The organism is Sphingobacterium daejeonense (assembly GCF_901472535.1).
Taxonomy (GTDB): Bacteria; Bacteroidota; Bacteroidia; order Sphingobacteriales; family Sphingobacteriaceae; genus Sphingobacterium; species Sphingobacterium daejeonense.
Genome location: NZ_LR590470.1, coordinates 1,573,298 through 1,590,807, shown reverse-complemented (window position 1 = coordinate 1,590,807; position 17,510 = coordinate 1,573,298). Strand labels below are relative to the sequence as shown.

The window sequence follows — 17,510 nt, the reverse complement described above, 5'->3', positions numbered from 1 at the left end:
AGTGAGCTTTAAAGTTCAATATATTGATTTCTTTAGCAAAAATAATTTTGTTGAGGGGGGATTTGAAGGGAGGAAGTCTAAATACTAAGTACTAAATACTAAATACTTTCAAGAGGGTGTCAGGATTGGCTGCGTCGCTCCAATTCCCGCACTCTTGGCCGCAGCCATCCTGGTGTTGGGGTGAACTTAAACAAAATCGAAGCTTTTCACTAAAGTGAGCTTTTTTCGTTCCTGGGGGCGAGCTCAAATAAATTTGGCTCGCCCCCACGAACGAAAAAAGCCTCCCGCTATGCGGAAGGCTTCGATTTTGTTTGTCGGGGTGGCAGGACGAATCTGCGCACACTCAAATATCTATATGTCAATATGTTGACTTTCTTTAAAAAGAACTACTCACCGTTTAACTCACATATAATTTGTGATTCGATGTTGCAAATTTAATCATTTAATTTGATTGAGCAATACAATTTGGTGATTTTTGATTTAAACCTCAAAATCACTAAAGCGATTTTTCTGGCTCATTTTTTCAAATAAAAAGATTAACAAGGTTCAAAGTTATATAATAAAGCAATCAGACTTAAAGTCTCTTTATATCCGTTAAATTTGCGTTTACTAAAGGGGCTTTTCAAAGTCATTTCATACTGAATATTTATAAAATAATCTCCACAGTTGGGTGAGATTTATGGCAAAAATCTTCCCACAGGTGGGGTGAACTTGGGTAAAGGTATCACTTAATATAATGATGTTTGTGTATTAATTAGGGATAAACTGAATTTGAAATTCGGTATTGATCACAAAAATTATGGGCTATGCAGCATTCTTTACACACCATTATTTTAGAGATACATAATAAGGAAGATAAGATTTTATCACAGAGCAAAAGGTTGATTGATGAGGCTTATGAAATGACCTTGTATCTACAAGACCTGTTATTTGAGGTCAAGAAATATATTGCTAAAAAGGGCTTTCAAAATGATGGGGAAGAAATAAAATTCTTCCGAACCATCAAACCCCAAATACTTGGAAAACTCATCTACTACAATAAAATTTACCGGATTGAAACGACCTGTCCGGTCAGCAACGGCAAAATGTATTACAGTTACTTTTCGACTCAATTAGCCAATCTTAAAAGAGAGTACATTGAGCATATCTGCAATTCAGATTTTTATAGGTACTATCGTTCGGGGCGTACGGACCGTGACGACACCTATTTCAAAAGAGGCAACATAAATTACCACGACGGTCTGAACAGTATCGTCTTTGAAATTGATCCCGAATTTTCTACTTTCTACGATTACAAGACCGCAAGGATTATCGCCAACGAATTGCTTTATACCTATCTGCTGACGAAAATCAATCCAGATGAAAATCCCGATGCTATTTTACAAAAGCCGGAAAACGCCAAAGATATTTTTTGGACAGAAAGCAAAAACGCACTTGTCGAATTGATATATGCCCTGTATGCTTCGGCAGCAGTTTCGCACGGTAAAACCGGTGTCCGAAAAATCAGTTTGATGTTCCAGATACTTTTTGGCATTACGCTCGGTGACCTGCACCACGCATTCCACAGAATGAAAACCCGAAGCGGTTCCCGAACGGCATTCTTGGACCAGCTTAAAACTTCATTGGAAGAATATATGGATAAAGACCTTTAACCCAATGCAGGTCTTTTGTTCAGGGCAGTGCATTGTTGTGTACTGCTTTTTTGTTTATACCATAAGCCAATGTATGTCAATTGGCAAATGATGGTATAAACCATCTCCTAAATACTCGAAATTCTTTTTAAGCCCTACCAAACAAGGGTTTCTCCCAATTGCAAAAATTTTCAAAAAACAGCCAAACCAATTGGCAGGGCTTGGCTGATAAACACTGCCACGCTTCCCAATTTTGCATGGTGAACATTAAAACTTATCGACTATGAATATTGACAGAATGGAATTTATAGCGTGGATGGAACGCATCATGGACAGGTTTGATATGTTGGGCGACAATATTGACGATTTAAAAAAGAAACGCAATAGCATAGACGGAGAAGAACTGCTCGATAACCAGGACCTGCTGCAAATGTTGAAAATCAGTAACCGTTCCCTGCAACGCTACCGCTCCATAGGTAAACTACCTTACTATACCATTAGCGGAAAACTGTATTACAAGCTATCCGATGTGCACCAGTTTATCAGGGAGAGTTTTAACAAGTAAAACGCCAATGCGTGCCAAAATACTGCCTTTGACTGCCACTTCGGGCGATGCAGTAACTGCTTCATTTACTTTCGGCAATAAAACTTTAAACTTTTCAGATTATGAGTGAAGAAAAAGAAACAGAAAACCAACAGGTTGCTTCCGAACAGTTATCGGATATACTTTTAGTGCTGGATAAAGAAAAAATGAAAATCCAAGCTGTAAAAAGTATTGACAAAAGCGGAAAAATGGAAACGGTTGACCCTACGAAGAAGAACCAAAGCGAGTTCATGCGGGTGGATAAACACGGTGATTTCGTGACCAATTTCCTTTCCAATTTTTGGAGGCAGTTAAAAGACCCTACCAAATTTGCTCTTTTCAAAGTTTCGGCTGACGAAGCCGTAGAGAAAGCAAAAGAATTTCAGAATCAGATAAACAATCCAACTGCCGAAGGCAAAAAGAAAATGGAAAAGCATGAAGTGAAAAATGAACCCGAACAAGAGCAAAAACAAGAAAATAAAAATGATATGACAAAAACAGAGACAACCCCGGAAACAAGCGAGTACCGCTTCCAGCCGGAACAGATTGATTGGGAAACAATGAACAATCTCGGATTAAGCAAGGAATACCTTGAGAAAAAGAACCTCCTTGACCCACTATTGAGGGGTTACAAGACCAATGAGCTTGTACCTATAAGCGTTAATCTTGGCGGTGCGGTCGTCCGTACAGATGCCCGCTTGTCTTTACAGTCCACCCCGGAGGGGGACGTTGTGGCAGCGGTACACGGTATCAGGCGTGAACCCAACTTAAACTTTGAGTTTTTCGGACACAAGTTCTCAGACGAGGACAAACAGAACTTACGTCAAACAGGCAATATGGGGCGTGTGGTCGATCTGATAGACTCCAAAACAGGCGAATTGATGCCGTCCATCATTAGTGTGGACCGGCTTACCAATGAGCTGATTGCTTTGAAAACAGATTTCATCAAAATCCCCGATGAGGTTAAAGGTATAAAACTAAATGACGAACAAAAACAAACCTTAGTGGAGGGCAAACCCCTGTTCATTGAGGGAATGATTTCTACAAAAGGTACTCCCTTTGATGCAAACGTACAGTTCAATGCGGATAAACGGTATGTGGAATTTCTGTTTGACCGAAGCAACAATAAACAGGCAAACCCAAAACAGCCAACAGGACAATCAGCAAAAGCAGGTCGCAGGAAGCCCCGAAAACCTTTAGGGGAAAGGAACTGGAGGATGAACAATACAACAAGTTCAAAGACGGTCAAACAGTTTACATTCCGAATTTGGTCGATAAGAAAGGGCAAACTTATAACGGCTATATCACATTCAACAAGGAAACAGGAAAAACCAACTTTGAGTTTCCCAACCAATACAAGGAACGGATAAAACCTACAGAAGCCCATAAAACGCAGATTGCCGTCAATTCCGAGGGCAAGACCAACGAAGCGACCAAGAATATCAAAGAGCCTCTACAGAAAGGGCAGCAAAGACCGAAAAACGAAAAGCAACAGGAGCAACAGAACAAACCCAAAGCACCTGCAAAATCAAAGGGTAGGAAAGTGAGTTAGGTATGAAAACAATTATCGCAGAAAAACCAAGCGTAGCAAGGGAAATAGCCAGCTTGTTGGGTGTTTCCGAAAAAAAGGACGGTTATCTAACGGGCAATGGCTATTTCGTTACGTGGGCATTCGGACACCTTATCGGTTTGGGAATGCCCGAAGATTATGGGATTTCGGGATTTGACAAGGCTTCCTTGCCGATACTCCCGAATCCGTTTATTTTGACTGTTCGTAAGGTCAAAAAAGACAAAGGTTATACAGTCGATACTGGAGCATTAAAGCAACTGAAAGTCATCAAGGAGCTATTCCATAAAAGCAACAGTATTATCGTAGCTACCGATGCAGGTCGTGAGGGTGAACTTATCTTTCGGTACATTTATGAATATCTGAAATGCCGTAAGCCCTTTCAGCGGCTTTGGATAAGCTCGCTTACTGAAAAAGCAATCAAGCAAGGGTTTGACAGCCTGGAAAGACGGTAAAGAATTTGACGGCTTATTTCAGGCTGCACAAGGCAGAAGCCGTGCCGATTGGCTGATCGGCATCAATGCGACACAGGCATTGAGTATAGCCGCTGGCAACGGCATTTATTCGCTGGGCAGGGTGCAAACACCTACATTGGCTTTGATTTGTAAACGCTATCTGGAAAATAAAAATTTCGCTATTAAAAAGTATTGGCAAATTCAGCTATTGCACCGCAAAGAGAATATTGATTTTAAGAGTATCTCAAAAACCAAATGGAACGAACAAAAGCTTGCGGAAGATACATTACGACTGGTCCAAAGACACGGAACCGCAACGGTCATATCTGTGGAAAACAAAAACACCACGGAGCAACCCCCCTTGCTTTTTGATCTCACAGGCTTGCAAAAAGAAGCCAATAAAAAGCTGAACCTGTCGGCAGAGCAAACACTCAATATTGCCCAGAACCTTTATGAAAAGAAATTTATTACCTATCCACGTACCGGAAGCAAATATATACCCGAAGATATGTGGAGTGAGATACCTAATCTTGTAAGAGCGTTACAGGACAATGATAACTTTAAGCAAGCTATTTCTAAATTAAAATGGGGTCGCTTCAATAAACGTGTCGTGAATGACCTGCGTGTAACAGACCACCACGGAATACTCATCACGGACAAAGTGCCGTCTGCACTCAATGCCGACGAAACAAAGGTTTATGATATGATTGCCTTTCGACTGCTCGAAGCTATCTCTCAGCCTTGCATTAAAGAAATAACGGATATAGCATTGGAAGTATCACACTACGATTTTATGCTAAAAGGCTGTAAAGTTTTGGAAGCGGGCTGGCGTTCGATCAAAGGAACATTTTCGGACGAAGATACCGAACCGATACAGGATTTGCCCGAACTGAAAAAAGGCGGTGAATTGAAAATCAAAGAAGCCTCCTGTTTGGAAAAGAAAACAAAACCACCTGTGCTGTTTACCGAAGCCGGACTATTGTCGGCAATGGAAAATGCCGGAAAGGAAATAGCGAATGAAGATGAGCGTAAAGCCTTGCAAGGCATTGGCATTGGAACACCCGCTACAAGAGCGGCAATAATCGAAACGCTTTTTAAGCGGGATTATATCAAGCGTGAAAAGAAATCCCTTGTTCCTAACGAAAAAGGATTGCAGGTTTATGATGCTGTAAAGGACAAAAGAATTGCCGATGTAGCTATGACCGCCGAATGGGAAATGGCTTTGCAGAAGATTGAAAACAACGAGGCAGATGCTATGGATTTTCACCAATCCATGGAAGCCTACGCCTCGGCCGTTACGCAGGAACTGTTGAGCATCAGCATTGCGGGCGAAAAGCAGCACGAACTGACCTGCCAAAAGTGCAAAGCCCATAAACTGCTCATCAGGGATAAGGTGGTCAAATGTCCCGATGAAGCGTGCAACTGGCTTTTGTTCCGCAATATCTGCGGGGTACGGTTGAGCCTTAACGAAGTGGAGAACCTCGTAAACAAAGGAACGACCAGCCTTATCAAAGGGATGAAAAGCAAAGCAGGCAAAAAGTTTGATGCCCGTATCGTACTGAAAGATACCTATGAAACATCGTTTGAATTTGACAACAGCACATATAAAAAGAGATGAACAGCAACGCAATCATAAGCCGAAAGGAAATAGAAAACCTTATCTACACAATACGGGGCAAACAGGTTATGTTGGACAGCGACCTTGCCAAGTTGTACCAGGTCGAAACAAAAAACCTTAACAAAGCCGTAAAAAGAAACATAGAGCGGTTTCCCCAATCATTCTGCTTTCAATTAACAGAAGAAGAAGCTGAAAACTTGAGGTTCCAAATTGGAACCTCAAGTTTAAATTACGGCGGCAGGCGTTACCTGCCCTATGTTTTTGGCGAGCAAGGGGTCGCCATGCTGTCCGCCGTTTTGCGCAGCGAGATAGCTGTAAAGGTCAGCATCGAGATTATGAATGCCTTTGGTGGAAATGCGCAGATTGTTAATCGGAAATGCCGCATTGTTCTCCCGGATGGATAAAATCGAACTCAAACAGATTGAAGCGGACGGCAAATTTGAGGAAATCTTTAAGGCTTTGGAAAGCGGGAAGCTGCACAGTGATAAAGGTATTTTCTATGACGGGCAGATATTTGATGCCTATACCTTTGTCGCCGATATTATACAGAGCGCACAAAGGTCAATTATCCTTATAGACAACTATGTGGATGATACGGTGCTAACGCTACTCGGAAAGCGTGGGCAATCCGTATCTGCCACTATTTACACCAAAAATATCAGTAATCAATTACAACTCGATTTACAACGCTACAACAGTCAATATCCGGCTATCAATGTACACGCATTTGCCCATGCCCATGACCGTTTCCTCATTATTGACGGTACGGGAACTATACCACATCGGCGCATCACTAAAGGATTTGGGTAAGAAATGGTTTGCCTTTTCCAAAATGAGCGCAGAGGCAAGTAAGATGATTAGTTTACTAAATGGGCATATTGCGTGAGGGATAGCAGCGACATCCTTTTGTGGTCCTTTAAGATCCGCAAAAGATATAGCGGATAGCCCGACCCGGTTGCATTTTTGGGTCGTCCTCTGTGCGGTGGTTAAATGCAGACGGTGGCACGCCCCGGTACACTTTCTTTCCCACTTGCTTCAATTGTTTGAAAAAAAATTTTACCCAAGTTCTACCCAACTTGGGTTTTTTATTCATTTGAATGGTTCAGATTTGTATAGCCTATATCAAATTCCATCCGTTTGATTACAGGAACCCCTTACCGTAAAAGTGGAATTGAAGTAAGAGGGCGGAATTTATTAAGGCATCCGATAGGAGAATAAATTACCGCCTATGGAAATACCTTATATCCTAAAAATAGAAAGCGAATTTAAAAGGTGGATAGCCAATCCCAACGACCTCCCGGAGTGGAGCAAATACCCATTACCTTTCGCTGTCCAAAGGCAGGGCTTTACGCTGCCGTATTATGAACTATTGAGCCAGCAAATTAAAAACAGTCCTTTTTTTATAGATTTAGTGCCAGCTTAATGTAAGCAACCCTGTTTATATTCCTTTCGACATTCAAGAGCGGCAACTGTACCTTTATTTTATGCTCAAAGGCACATTGTTGTATTATGACTGAAAGCCGTAAGCCGATTATAAAAACGCAGCCTAACAGCTTCCTCATGTCCTATTACGATTCGGGCAGGTATTTTCGCCTATGCCCAAAAAGGCATGCATATCTGTCTCGTGGTAAGTATTTTGCCTGAATGGATAGAAAGCATGTACCATAACTACCCTAATATCCAAAACGTCCTGCATCGTTTTAAACACGATAACCGCACCTACGACACCATGTACCAATGCAGGATGGACAGGAAGATACACCGATGGCTGTATAAAATATACAGTTATTCACAGACCAATATCGGGGCATTGGATGGCAATCTCCGCAAGTATATCAGCTACCTTCTGGAGCATTACGACACAATGTTAGAAGACCAAAAAGCCGACCTTGCTTATAAAATCAAAGCCTATATCCAGGAACATTATTGTGATAATGCGCTTTACCATAAAATTCCTTTCAGAATACTTTTTCGTTACGGAACGTACTTTGCTCAATATCTTCAAACGCCAGTACCACATAAGCGTACAGGATTTTATTACCGAATTGCGCATTTCTCACGCCTTGTTCCTCATCGAAAAACAAGGGAAAGCTATAAAAGACGTATATATGGAAGTTGGCTACACCAATGAACGTCCATTTCGTACTGCTTTAGAGCAATACCTGAAACGCAGGTAACGGAATTTCCCCGAAATTGATAAAATCGGAAAATTTCTTACACAAAGTTGCTCAATATTTACCGATTTTGTCTTTCACACGCTTACGGCTTTGATGAACTTTGTATCAAAGGATGGTGATAACCATCATTAAGATACAAAGACAATGGAAACAGCAGCTACATATCAAAACCAAATCAAAAGAAAAACGGATAACACTCAATGTCGTTATTTATTCTTTTGCTGCTTCTTTGGATACCCGTAGGCATCGATAAAAATAACAGACTTTACAGCGTTTAAAGGAAGGCATTCTCCGCCAACCTTTTTCAGATAGCATAGGATATATACTAATATACTCGCTCCCGGCATTGGAGTTAATAACAGTGCTGGCATTGGTAATGGAAAAGTTATCGCAAAGCAGGTCTAATACTATCTACCGTATTAATGACCGCTTTTACAGCATATATCGCTGTGGCTCTTATGGGTGCATGGGAAAAATTACCATGCGGGTGTGGTTCGGTGATAAGTGGTATGAACTGGACACAGCATTTTTTCTTTAATCTCTTTTTCCTTTCCCTAAGCATTTTGGGGCTTTACTTATGGCATAAATTACGAGGTAGCAACGCCGGAGGCGAAGCTACCGAGGGCGCGTCTGCCAAAAGACATATAAAAAAAGTATTTTTTAACATCAAAATTTTAAAGCGATGAAAAAATTAAAAATGAACCTATTTGCTGTAGTAGCAATAGCCATTGCAGCTGTAACCATGTCGTTTACCGTGATGAAAAAACGCCAGTTTTGCAGGAGAAAAATGGTTTGAGTACACTGAGTGAAACCGGAGATGGAAATCCCAAACAATCCTGAAAATTATATACTCACGCCAAGTGATGGCGCTAATCCGCCTACGTGTCCTGAAGGAAGTGACGAAATCTGTGCGGTTAAGGGCTCAACCTGTGATGATTGGTGGTGAAGAACATCCCAATTTAGGTACTGTTATTGACGACAGAGAAAGAAAGCTGCAATAGCTTTTTCAGTAAATAATTTGAAAGAGTGTGAACAAGGATTATCCCATGTTCACACTCTATTTAGAGAATACTTTCGTTAATTAGATTTAATCATCCAAAGGAAAAGACCATTTCTTCAACCTCAAAATTTTAAAATGATGAAAAAAATAAAAAATAACCTATTTGCACTGGCAGCGGTAACCATTGCATCTGTAACAATGTCCTTTTCGGTAATGAAAAACGCCAGTCTTGCTGGAGAAAAATGGTTTGCCTATACAGATGAAACGGGAGATGGTAACATCTCCAACCCAGAAAATTTCGCACTTGTTAATGAAAATGGTAGTACAGCACCTCCGTGTATAACGGGAAATGATATATTGTGTGCTATTAAGGCAAAACCACTCATTGGAGATACTGAACACCCTGATATGAATACAGTTATTTCGTCTATATATACAAGGATAGAATAATAATTATTAGCGGTATTATGCTGAACCTTGTTACCGCTCGTTTTGTTGCATACCGTTGTTAAGTATCACACTATTGGGTATGGGGAAAGACATACTTTGGACTGTTTGGCTCTAATGTATAAATCTTTCCATCAATATTCTTTGTTATCGTTTTTGAAAACGGCTGTCCTTGTTCAATCGTCTTAAATCCGACCACCGTAATCCCCGCCATATTAATTCCTTTCTTCGCTCATCCAAGATAACCTTAATACAGTTTCATCATTGTCCGAACTGAATGGAATAAATGTGCTGTTATAGCGATTTTTTAATAGTTCGTTTACGGTCTGTAAAGCCGTGGTAATATTTCCTGCTCTTGCTTCACATTCAGCTTTTATCAGATAGATTTCGTTGGTAGAAATTCGGCAAACCACATTCCTGAATTGCCATCGTAATTTCCCCTAAAGGAATAATAGCCCGCTCTGTTCTCAAAGAAAGCTGTTTTTTCTAATATCGTTCGATTCATAAGCTTATATAGGTTGCTATCAATTCTTCCATAGGTAATGCTCATCACCATACGCCCAAAATCGTTAGCATGAAAAATTATTTCTTCATTATAGCGAGGTATCGGGAATGAGGTTGCCGACCCCATTGTTAATGTATTGTAATCAAGTAAAGCATCTGAATAGCTTAAACAAGTGTCTGCGTAAGATAGTGCTTTATCATAGTCTTCCATTGATAAGTATATGCGGGCTAACAGTCCATAGACAGCCTGCTTCGTTGGTGTTGTTTTATATGGGCTATTGACGGATAAAAGTATAACAGCCTGTTCAAGTCATTGGTAATTTTAGTATAAGTTTCTTCAACCGATGACCTTATAGATTTCTCACCAATATCAGATTTTAACCTAGTGGAATACCTAAGTCTGTTTGTGCCGTATTTTCTCATAAGGTTTTGCCCAAAGCTGGGCAACATTGTAAAATGCAAAGGAGCGGAAAACAAAGCCTCTCCCTCAATTTGGTTTTTTTCTACCGGAACAGGTTCAATTTTCTCCAACTGCTCCAAAATCAAATTGCATGAGTAGATTTGCTGCATACATCATCGACCATTCGTTGGTTTCATCATCGTTAAATACATCATCATTCCATGTATAGATGTTTTTTGCTGTTAATGAAGTGAATCTATTCAAATTTTCTGTTTGTACAAATTGATTATCCGTAGCACCATCCTGAATTGAGGGATACCAGCTATTCATTCTCGATGTGTATATACAATAATGCTCTAAGGTCTGCAACCGTGGTCGGTACGACAAGCGATTTATCCGGTTTAACGTCCAAATATTTTTCACATCCTGAAAATGTGATTATTGTAATCAGTATATTATTATATATCGTGTCATAGTTTCTAAATTTTAAAAGCCTGCTCTTAAACCAAATGAAAAAGTTCTTAGTGGTGATAAATCTCCAAATTCCGGGTCGACGTTATGTTTATCCGCTTTCCATATCGTCCCTAAATTGGTAGCGTACATCAATACCTCCAATCTTTTCAGTTTCCATTTGTTTTCCAATGATTTAATTTGGTAACTAAGGTTGATGTCCTGTAAGCGTATATTGTCTCCCTTTGAAATCAGCACTTCGGCACGTGATAAAAATAGCCATCCCGATTGTTATTATTCGGATAGACCATTGACGGAATCTGTGTGGTGACTTCATCACCCGGCTTTTGCCATCTTAGACTAAAATCCGAATGCGAACCTGTGCCATTGAATATTGCGTTATAGTACACGCTGTTTCTCCTGAAATAGAACCCTAATTTATAGCTGATATTGAATGAAAGACTTAACCCTTTCCATGAGAACGTATTTCTTAAAGCACCGAAATGTGTAGGAGTGGCGGAGCCATAATAAATCAGTTCTTCTGGTGTGGTTTCGTTGCGGATGGCTGCATAATCTTTGCTTACTTCGCCATGAAGGTAGCCCATAGGGTCGCCTGTTTCGGGGTCAAGACCAGCCCATCGAAATGCAAAAATAGAATAGGCGGGTTTTCCAATGATGGGCGAAATAACCAATCCGCTATTAAGATAATTATTGAGGTCTCTTGTCTCGGCAAGATATTCCGTTATTTTAGTTTTTACGGTACTGTACAGCAAGTCTGTCCGCCATTCAAATGCTTTACGGATATTGACACTATGCAATTGTATATCTATTCCGTTTCCGGTCATGGAAGCCGAATTTCCAAGATAAGTGAACCCTCGGCTACTTAAGGAACCTATTGCACCTGTGGTTTTGGTCGATAGGCATATAACCAATAAAGGTCGGTATTTTTCTTGTGATAGTATTCAAATGTACCGCTTAAACGTTGTTTTAAAACAGCAAAGTCAAACCCTACATTGAACTGCCCGTTCTTTTCCCAACGAAGATTTTCGTTCGGTGGATTAACTAATACACCATAAGGCGTATTTATTAAATTTCCACCATGTAATAACGCATTGTGGGCAGAGCCGAAACATTGCGATTGAGGTTACCGCTATAACCGAAAGTCGTCCTTAGCTTCAACAGGTCAAGCCATGTAATATTGATAAACCGTTCATTCGTCAGATGCCAGCTACCACCAAACCGACCAAAGTGGGGTAAACCGTTGATTGCTCCTTACTCCAAACAGATTTGAGCCATCTTGTCTTGCACTAATGTTAAGATTATAGCGGTTATCAAACGTATAAGCCCAATTGGTAAAAAAGGATATAAACCTATCGTTAGTTTCGGATGTAAAATATGGATTTGGAATTTTTGCAATTCCACCTGTGGGACTGTACAAAGTATAATCAGTATCGTAATTAACTGCGATAGTCGTCAAAATATGGGGATTATAACCATATTGTGTAGACTGTGTTAGAGTGGTGTTTGCCTGACGAGCCTCTGCTCCAGCAAGACCTGTTAGCTGGTGTTTATCCCAAGTTTTGGAGTAATTCAGTTGTAAACGGAGAGATTGCGACGTGAAGCTGTTTGTTGATTCATTTAAGATATCGCCCAAAGGTATTGGGCGGAATAACGCTCCATCCGTACCAACCTGTGTATAGGTATTTATCCTATCACGGGTATAATAGGATGCCATGCTCCGTATATCTTTTCCTGCTCCCTGTGCGTTTTCATATTGGTATTTGATTTCTACAATCAGCCCTTTGCCAATGTCATAATTCAGCCCTGTATTCAATATCAGGCTGTTTGTTTTCTGCTTATTGTTGATGAGGTTTATTTCGTCCAATGGACGATACGTCCAATCTAATAATCCATTTTGTTTTGTTTCCTGAATATAGTTTGACCGATAATATCGGTCTATTGGTAAAGCGTTTCCATTTTCGTCCGCAATACGGGCATAAGGTAACGAAGAAAAATTGGTAGGTCTTCCTGCGTTTGTGAAGGTATGGGTAAAAAACAAGGCGGCATCCAAACTCAATTTTTTGGAAAGTCGAAACGTATTGTCAGAACGTAGATTATACCGTTTATAACCTCCATCGGTGGTGCTGGTATTGTCATCATAGCCACCAGAAAGATAATAGCTTACATTTTCGCTCTGCCCACTCACGTTTAGGGAATATTGCTGGTTTAGCCCTTTCCTGTAAACGTATTTATTCAATTCCCGACGTATATCGTATTGCGCTAATTCGTTCAGCCCTTGTTGCAATGCGGCATCGGTTAGTAACCCGTGTTTATTTTTATACATTAATTCCACTGCGGGGGATAATGGCACGTAGCCTAACTGCTCATTGGCATCGTAAAAGTTATTGTCAAAAAGCATTTTTTCGACACCTATATAATCCGCAGAAGACATATAAGGCAGTTGCATCATATCCGGCTTTTGAATAAGAGTCATATTGCTGTTAAACGATATGGCAGGCGGCTGGTTCCGTTTGGCTTTCTTGGTCGTTATAACGATTACACCGTTTCCGGCTCTTACGCCCCATATAGAGGCTGCGGTTGCATCCTTTAGAATGGTAATATCTTCCACATCGTTCGGGTTAATATCATTTATATTGCCCTCGTAGGGAAAATTATTCAGTATGATTAATGGTTTCGTATTGGAAAAAATAGTGCTTAGACCTCGTATGCTCAAATTGTTACTGCCTACACCGGGTCTGTTATCAAACATTGCTGAACTGGCAATACCGTCCAACCTGCTCAATACATCGGTAGAGATTTGACGATTAAACAATTCGTTGTCGATATGGTCAAATGACCCTGTGGCTCTTTCTTTGGGTATTTTTTGAATACCCGTGGATACCACTACTTCGCTTAAAGTATTGCTTGCCGGATTTAGGTGCACCGTCAATGGGTTTTGTGGAGCAGCAGAAAGGACAAATGTCGTATCTGCTAATCCAATGTAACTAACACTAACTGCTAAAGGGAATGCTTTATTTGTAAATTCAAAATTTCCGTCTTCATCAGTTTGTACGGTGTTATTCTGACTGCGGTTCAACAATTTGACCGTAGCACCTGCTACGGGCTGACCATTTTCATTATTGACTACCTTACCCCGAATGTTGGATATGTTTTGGGCAATGGTATTGGTAACTGAAAAAAGTATGAGTAAAAAAGTAATTGTTCGTTTCATTGAGTAGTTTGGTTTATAGTTCAGAAATGACAAAAAAATCCAGCACTCTTTCATCTTCCACGATGGCAATACCGAATGGTTTAAGTTGCCTGTTAACAGCTTCCACATCCTCAATAGCATGTGCTATTTTTGGGATGGCTATTTTTTGGTCAGTAAAATCATTTACAACAGGAATATGCTGTATATCTTTATTGGTCTTGTTTACCCAAGCCGAAAGGTATTGTAAGCCGTCTTCGGGTTTATTGGGGATTATTGTCGTTTTCCCTATAATCTTAATGGTATAGCATTTTGTATTACGTTTTTCCATACGCCCATTTATGCCAAAGTGATAATTGAGGTCAGCCTGTACTTTTTGGGGAAAGTGCTTCAATACTGACAATGGGGCAATCCATTCGTAGCAATACTTATCCTGTAAAAACCTTTTCTCCGAAACAGAAAATGGTTCCTTCAACTCCAGCTTTGTCCGGTTAGGTGGCATTGTTAGCAATTCTCTAAATGCAAGTTCGTACATACGGCGGATGTCAGCATTGGTAGATAGTACCCGAAAGGTGCTCTCTTTTTCGTTCACTTTTGGTAGAGCATTTGAACGAGGAATGCCTTCTATGGCTAACGTAATAATACTTCTGCTAACAAAAAAATCCCCGTCAGCACCATTATTATTAAGCAGTAATGGACGTGTGTCATCATAGGTAAGGTTGTCCTTTTTCTGTGCAATGCTATTTGCATTGCCTTTCAATGCCGAAGTAATATTTTCCTTTGTTACATCAGATGAGTGTGTAATAGCTTGTACTTCGCCGGATTTGCTAATCCATACCTCATGCGGCAACATGGTGTAAGGGAAATGGAATTTATATGTATTGTCATCGGTAACTGAAAACAAGTTTAATCGGGAAAGTACTCGATTCTTCTTTAAGAATGCTTTTATTTCGTTGGCTTTCTGGTCTGTCATCGGTAAAATGATAACATCGTCTTTAAACTCCTTTTCCAGTTCGTGAAGTCTTGGCAATGCAGCTACACAAGTACCGCACCACGTACTCCAAAAATCCAATATTATCAGCTTGCCTTTGTAATCGGCAAGGGTGATGTTTTTTTTGTCCTGCGGGTGGTTCACCACCTGCAAAGGTGTGTTCCAAAGAGCATCAGGGATTTGGTCGCCGATGTTTAAAGCGGTGATGTTTTGGTTGTTTGCAGTCCCGACTTCTCGGGACTGCGGACGGGCTATGCCGACACCAAACAACATGAAACAAATTAGAATTAGGAAGTGCCTGCCGCCCGTTACCAGTTCCGGGTTATGGCAGGCTATAAAAATCGTTATCCTATTACGAATAAGTTTATTCGCCATTGGGTTTATAAATTATGGTTATTGGGAAATGATTAATTGCTCCGAGTATGGTTGCAGGACGTGCTAATCCGGGCTTTTGATGATGCAGCGGAGGCTGAATTTCTTTGAGAAGAACAAAACATCGCTTTTTATCCCTCCCGTTGGGGAAAGGAAGTAATATTGTTTATAATTGTTTGTCAATCTTCTCACTATTAGTTATTTGTTCCAAATAACGTTGAAATGGAGATTTTTTTGAAGTAATTTTGGTTGTCTATTATGCTTTTTTGGTTGTCTTTTATTATATTTACGCTATCAAATGACAATGAAATATGCAAGAGGAAGACAAAGTACACGTTTTGGAAACGCTGGAAGAAAACCATCAGGGCAGAAATGCGCAGCGTATCCGTATTTACTTGGGCATTAAGCAAGAAGTGCTTGCTAATGAATTGGGTATGAGCCAGCCACAAATTTCTGCCATAGAACGGGAAGCTGTTTTAGAGCCGGAAATGTTGGAACGATTTGCTTTTGCATTAGGCGTAACCCCTGACCTCATTAAGAAATTTGATGTGGAACGAGCTATTTATAATATCAACAGTTATAAAGATAGTACTGTTCAACATGGTGAGAATAGTACGCAGAATATTAATCCGTTAGATAAAGTAGTCGAGTTATACGAACGGTTGTTGCAAAGTGAGCGGGAGAAACTGGAATTATTTATAAACCAAAAAAATCATTCGTAAAATAACAATGGAAAAAGAAAAAGAAACCGTGTATTTGGAGGGGAAAAACCACATGGGTATAAAAATTGGCAGTGCAAGGCGATTGGTAGGTATTACGCAAAAGGATTTGGCAGAGCGTATGGGTGTGACCAAGCAAGCTGTATCTAAATTGGAACAAACCGAGAACGTGGATGACGAACGATTGGAAAAAGTAGCTATTGCGCTTGGCGTAAGCGTAGAGGGTTTGAAGAAATTTGATGTGGGGCAGGTTCTTTACCATACTAATAATTTTTACGAAAAGGTTGAACCGACAAATGGTGCTATGGTTGGTACAGTAAGAATTGAAAATAATCATCAGTTTTCAATTGAGCAGGCAACCAAGCTGTTTGAAGAATTATTGAGAATGGAGCGGGAACATTTTCAGAAAGCAAAAGATAAGAAATAACTAAAGTATCTTTTAAAGCATAACGATAGATTCAGGCTTCCCTCGTAACCAAGAAGCGAAGAATTTTAAAAGAAACGGCGGATCTGCAAGTCCGCCGTTTCTCTTTCTATCGCTGTCATTATTTTTCCTCCTGCTCATCCATTTTCTTAATAAGGTTATCCCGCAGTGCATCAAGGAATTTGGTACGGTTTCGTTTCCGGTTGCGTATTTCGAGATAGGTATGGTAAAAGTTTCCCAAATCAATATTAAAGGCATTTTCAAAATATTCCGCTATCAACCTAATATCCGTATTGCCATTATCGAGAACGCTTTGGTAGTATAGGGAGTAAATGAGTTCTGTCAAAGCAGCTTTACTACCTGTCCAGTTCAGCCCCGAAATAGCAGTTCGTTTTATAAACAAACGCTTGTAGGTGCAGTAAAGCTGGTCTTCGAGATACACCTGTATCAAATCATTCGCCATTATCTTGGCTACCTTATAATCGTGGGAAGTAGAAAAAGATTGGTCGGACTGAAAATAATAGGTATCCAGCCACAGTTTTATATCGTGCTTGCCCCGAACAAACATTTTCTCGTCAAGAAACGAGTTGTTGCTTCGGTAATATTTATAAAAATCAATGTTATTGTCGAAAAACCTTTTTAGCTTCTTCAATTCTTTTTTAAGATATTTTCTAATGCGCTTAGCCCCGTAGGGCTTCCTCGTCTCGATTTTGTAAATGGCATTATAATAAATCAATTTTGAAACAATGACTGGCTTTTGATATTTAAAAAATCGGATTTCTTCATCAACATTTGTAAATCCTCGTTTCAAAACATAATCTTTAATTTCGGACAGACATTCCACAATCCGGTATATAATGGCTTCTGTCCGTTGTACCGGGTTATCGTTTTCAATCTCCAGTTCTTGGATTTCTGTTTCCAATTTAAGATATGTTTCATTGTAAAATTTATCCATTCGTTTCAT

General features: G+C 40.0%; 23 protein-coding genes and 1 pseudogene. 14 read left to right on the top strand and 10 right to left on the bottom strand.

Going from position 1 to position 17,510, the window contains the following annotated elements; translation table 11 throughout:
• Positions 1–806: 806 nt before the first annotated feature.
• The 8 genes and pseudogenes from FGL31_RS07585 to FGL31_RS29750 all read left to right on the top strand — a co-directional run bounded on the left by FGL31_RS07585 (position 807) and on the right by FGL31_RS29750 (position 6,664).
• Complete coding sequence (locus FGL31_RS07585; RefSeq protein WP_002993297.1) at positions 807–1,652, top strand: RteC domain-containing protein; 846 nt, start codon at positions 807–809, stop codon at positions 1,650–1,652.
• A gap of 262 nt (positions 1,653–1,914) precedes the next feature.
• Positions 1,915–2,196, top strand: a complete 282-nt coding sequence (locus FGL31_RS07580) for a helix-turn-helix domain-containing protein (RefSeq protein WP_002993296.1) — start codon at positions 1,915–1,917, stop codon at positions 2,194–2,196.
• 101 nt (positions 2,197–2,297) lie between these two features.
• Positions 2,298–3,269, top strand: a pseudogene (locus FGL31_RS07575) (DUF3945 domain-containing protein); the annotation flags it as partial.
• 104 nt (positions 3,270–3,373) lie between these two features.
• Positions 3,374–3,766: a DUF3945 domain-containing protein gene (locus FGL31_RS30510; RefSeq protein WP_512745622.1), complete on the top strand. Its 393-nt coding sequence runs from the start codon at positions 3,374–3,376 to the stop codon at positions 3,764–3,766.
• A gap of 2 nt (positions 3,767–3,768) precedes the next feature.
• A complete protein-coding gene (locus tag FGL31_RS30320) occupies positions 3,769–4,236 on the top strand; it encodes a toprim domain-containing protein (protein WP_262709062.1) in 468 nt (155 codons plus the stop codon).
• Positions 4,214–5,854, top strand: coding sequence for a type IA DNA topoisomerase (locus FGL31_RS07570; RefSeq protein ID WP_262709061.1), 1,641 nt, complete (start codon positions 4,214–4,216; stop codon positions 5,852–5,854). The genes FGL31_RS30320 and FGL31_RS07570 overlap by 23 nt, the downstream gene beginning before the upstream one ends.
• The gene (locus tag FGL31_RS29755) at positions 5,851–6,258 is read left to right on the top strand and encodes an ORF6N domain-containing protein (RefSeq protein ID WP_262709060.1); all 408 of its coding nucleotides are present in this window, start codon (positions 5,851–5,853) and stop codon (positions 6,256–6,258) included. The genes FGL31_RS07570 and FGL31_RS29755 overlap by 4 nt, the downstream gene beginning before the upstream one ends.
• Entirely contained in the window at positions 6,251–6,664 is a 414-nt protein-coding gene (locus FGL31_RS29750; protein WP_262709059.1) for a hypothetical protein, read from the top strand. The genes FGL31_RS29755 and FGL31_RS29750 overlap by 8 nt, the downstream gene beginning before the upstream one ends.
• 748 nt (positions 6,665–7,412) lie before the next feature.
• On the opposite strand, the gene FGL31_RS24950 is transcribed toward FGL31_RS29750, so the two are convergent.
• Positions 7,413–7,616, bottom strand: a complete 204-nt coding sequence (locus FGL31_RS24950) for a hypothetical protein (protein WP_232046384.1) — start codon at positions 7,614–7,616, stop codon at positions 7,413–7,415.
• Between the two features lie 172 nt (positions 7,617–7,788).
• Between FGL31_RS24950 and FGL31_RS24945 the strand changes: the two genes are divergently transcribed.
• From FGL31_RS24945 to FGL31_RS07545, 4 genes are all read left to right on the top strand, one after another.
• On the top strand, positions 7,789–8,031 hold the full coding sequence (locus FGL31_RS24945) for a helix-turn-helix domain-containing protein (protein ID WP_232047136.1): 243 nt from the start codon (positions 7,789–7,791) through the stop codon (positions 8,029–8,031).
• Between the two features lie 422 nt (positions 8,032–8,453).
• Positions 8,454–8,717 (top strand): MauE/DoxX family redox-associated membrane protein, encoded by a 264-nt coding sequence (locus FGL31_RS29745; RefSeq protein WP_394366131.1) that lies wholly within the window; start codon positions 8,454–8,456, stop codon positions 8,715–8,717.
• A 174-nt stretch (positions 8,718–8,891) separates the two neighbouring features.
• A complete protein-coding gene (locus FGL31_RS24940; RefSeq protein WP_232046383.1) occupies positions 8,892–9,032 on the top strand; it encodes a hypothetical protein in 141 nt (46 codons plus the stop codon).
• A gap of 134 nt (positions 9,033–9,166) precedes the next feature.
• A complete protein-coding gene (locus FGL31_RS07545) occupies positions 9,167–9,481 on the top strand; it encodes a hypothetical protein (RefSeq protein ID WP_002993282.1) in 315 nt (104 codons plus the stop codon).
• Between the two features lie 212 nt (positions 9,482–9,693).
• Here the strand turns inward: FGL31_RS07545 and FGL31_RS24935 are convergent, their stop codons facing one another.
• The 8 genes from FGL31_RS24935 to FGL31_RS07530 all read right to left on the bottom strand — a co-directional run bounded on the left by FGL31_RS24935 (position 9,694) and on the right by FGL31_RS07530 (position 15,406).
• The gene (locus FGL31_RS24935) at positions 9,694–9,891 is read right to left on the bottom strand and encodes a RagB/SusD family nutrient uptake outer membrane protein (RefSeq protein ID WP_232046382.1); all 198 of its coding nucleotides are present in this window, start codon (positions 9,889–9,891) and stop codon (positions 9,694–9,696) included.
• Positions 9,855–10,193, bottom strand: a complete 339-nt coding sequence (locus FGL31_RS22585) for a hypothetical protein (RefSeq protein ID WP_171017577.1) — start codon at positions 10,191–10,193, stop codon at positions 9,855–9,857. The genes FGL31_RS24935 and FGL31_RS22585 overlap by 37 nt, the downstream gene beginning before the upstream one ends.
• A 17-nt stretch (positions 10,194–10,210) precedes the next feature.
• Positions 10,211–10,552, bottom strand: a complete 342-nt coding sequence (locus tag FGL31_RS29740; protein ID WP_394366130.1) for a RagB/SusD family nutrient uptake outer membrane protein — start codon at positions 10,550–10,552, stop codon at positions 10,211–10,213.
• Entirely contained in the window at positions 10,500–10,712 is a 213-nt protein-coding gene (locus FGL31_RS22575) for a hypothetical protein (RefSeq protein WP_171017575.1), read from the bottom strand. Before FGL31_RS22575 ends, FGL31_RS29740 begins: the two co-directional genes overlap by 53 nt.
• Positions 10,713–10,868: 156 nt before the next feature.
• A complete protein-coding gene (locus FGL31_RS24930) occupies positions 10,869–11,090 on the bottom strand; it encodes a hypothetical protein (protein WP_232046381.1) in 222 nt (73 codons plus the stop codon).
• Positions 11,084–11,764, bottom strand: coding sequence for a hypothetical protein (locus FGL31_RS24925; RefSeq protein ID WP_232046380.1), 681 nt, complete (start codon positions 11,762–11,764; stop codon positions 11,084–11,086). The genes FGL31_RS24930 and FGL31_RS24925 overlap by 7 nt, the downstream gene beginning before the upstream one ends.
• Positions 11,765–12,060: 296 nt before the next feature.
• Positions 12,061–14,064, bottom strand: coding sequence for a carboxypeptidase-like regulatory domain-containing protein (locus tag FGL31_RS24915; protein WP_232046379.1), 2,004 nt, complete (start codon positions 14,062–14,064; stop codon positions 12,061–12,063).
• Between the two features lie 13 nt (positions 14,065–14,077).
• Positions 14,078–15,406 carry a TlpA family protein disulfide reductase gene (locus tag FGL31_RS07530; protein ID WP_094280393.1) on the bottom strand — a complete coding sequence of 443 codons (1,329 nt, stop codon included), beginning with the start codon at positions 15,404–15,406 and terminating at the stop codon, positions 14,078–14,080.
• Between the two features lie 308 nt (positions 15,407–15,714).
• Here FGL31_RS07530 and relB (FGL31_RS07525) point away from each other — a divergent pair, with 308 nt between their 5' ends.
• Together relB (FGL31_RS07525) and relB (FGL31_RS07520) are read left to right on the top strand one after the other, a co-directional pair.
• Positions 15,715–16,125, top strand: coding sequence for a type II toxin-antitoxin system RelB family anti-toxin (gene relB, locus FGL31_RS07525; protein ID WP_002993277.1), 411 nt, complete (start codon positions 15,715–15,717; stop codon positions 16,123–16,125).
• 7 nt (positions 16,126–16,132) lie between these two features.
• A complete protein-coding gene (relB, locus tag FGL31_RS07520) occupies positions 16,133–16,549 on the top strand; it encodes a type II toxin-antitoxin system RelB family anti-toxin (RefSeq protein WP_002993276.1) in 417 nt (138 codons plus the stop codon).
• A gap of 118 nt (positions 16,550–16,667) precedes the next feature.
• On the opposite strand, the gene FGL31_RS07515 is transcribed toward relB (FGL31_RS07520), so the two are convergent.
• Positions 16,668–17,510, bottom strand: coding sequence for an RteC domain-containing protein (locus FGL31_RS07515; RefSeq protein ID WP_002993275.1), 843 nt, complete (start codon positions 17,508–17,510; stop codon positions 16,668–16,670).

Coding starts and splice junctions, on each gene's coding strand:
- relB (WP_002993276.1), top strand. CDS start 16,133: ATGGAAAAAGAAAAAGAAACCGTGTATTTGGAGGGGAAAAACCACATG.
- FGL31_RS30320 (WP_262709062.1), top strand. CDS start 3,769: ATGAAAACAATTATCGCAGAAAAACCAAGCGTAGCAAGGGAAATAGCC.
- FGL31_RS29755 (WP_262709060.1), top strand. CDS start 5,851: ATGAACAGCAACGCAATCATAAGCCGAAAGGAAATAGAAAACCTTATC.
- FGL31_RS07545 (WP_002993282.1), top strand. CDS start 9,167: ATGATGAAAAAAATAAAAAATAACCTATTTGCACTGGCAGCGGTAACC.
- FGL31_RS22575 (WP_171017575.1), bottom strand. CDS start 10,712: ATGAATAGCTGGTATCCCTCAATTCAGGATGGTGCTACGGATAATCAA.
- FGL31_RS22585 (WP_171017577.1), bottom strand. CDS start 10,193: ATGGAAGACTATGATAAAGCACTATCTTACGCAGACACTTGTTTAAGC.
- FGL31_RS29740 (WP_394366130.1), bottom strand. CDS start 10,552: ATGCAGCAAATCTACTCATGCAATTTGATTTTGGAGCAGTTGGAGAAA.
- FGL31_RS24915 (WP_232046379.1), bottom strand. CDS start 14,064: ATGAAACGAACAATTACTTTTTTACTCATACTTTTTTCAGTTACCAAT.
- FGL31_RS29750 (WP_262709059.1), top strand. CDS start 6,251: ATGGATAAAATCGAACTCAAACAGATTGAAGCGGACGGCAAATTTGAG.
- FGL31_RS07530 (WP_094280393.1), bottom strand. CDS start 15,406: ATGGCGAATAAACTTATTCGTAATAGGATAACGATTTTTATAGCCTGC.
- FGL31_RS29745 (WP_394366131.1), top strand. CDS start 8,454: ATGACCGCTTTTACAGCATATATCGCTGTGGCTCTTATGGGTGCATGG.
- relB (WP_002993277.1), top strand. CDS start 15,715: ATGCAAGAGGAAGACAAAGTACACGTTTTGGAAACGCTGGAAGAAAAC.
- FGL31_RS07515 (WP_002993275.1), bottom strand. CDS start 17,510: ATGAAACGAATGGATAAATTTTACAATGAAACATATCTTAAATTGGAA.
- FGL31_RS07580 (WP_002993296.1), top strand. CDS start 1,915: ATGAATATTGACAGAATGGAATTTATAGCGTGGATGGAACGCATCATG.
- FGL31_RS07585 (WP_002993297.1), top strand. CDS start 807: ATGCAGCATTCTTTACACACCATTATTTTAGAGATACATAATAAGGAA.
- FGL31_RS24945 (WP_232047136.1), top strand. CDS start 7,789: ATGCGCTTTACCATAAAATTCCTTTCAGAATACTTTTTCGTTACGGAA.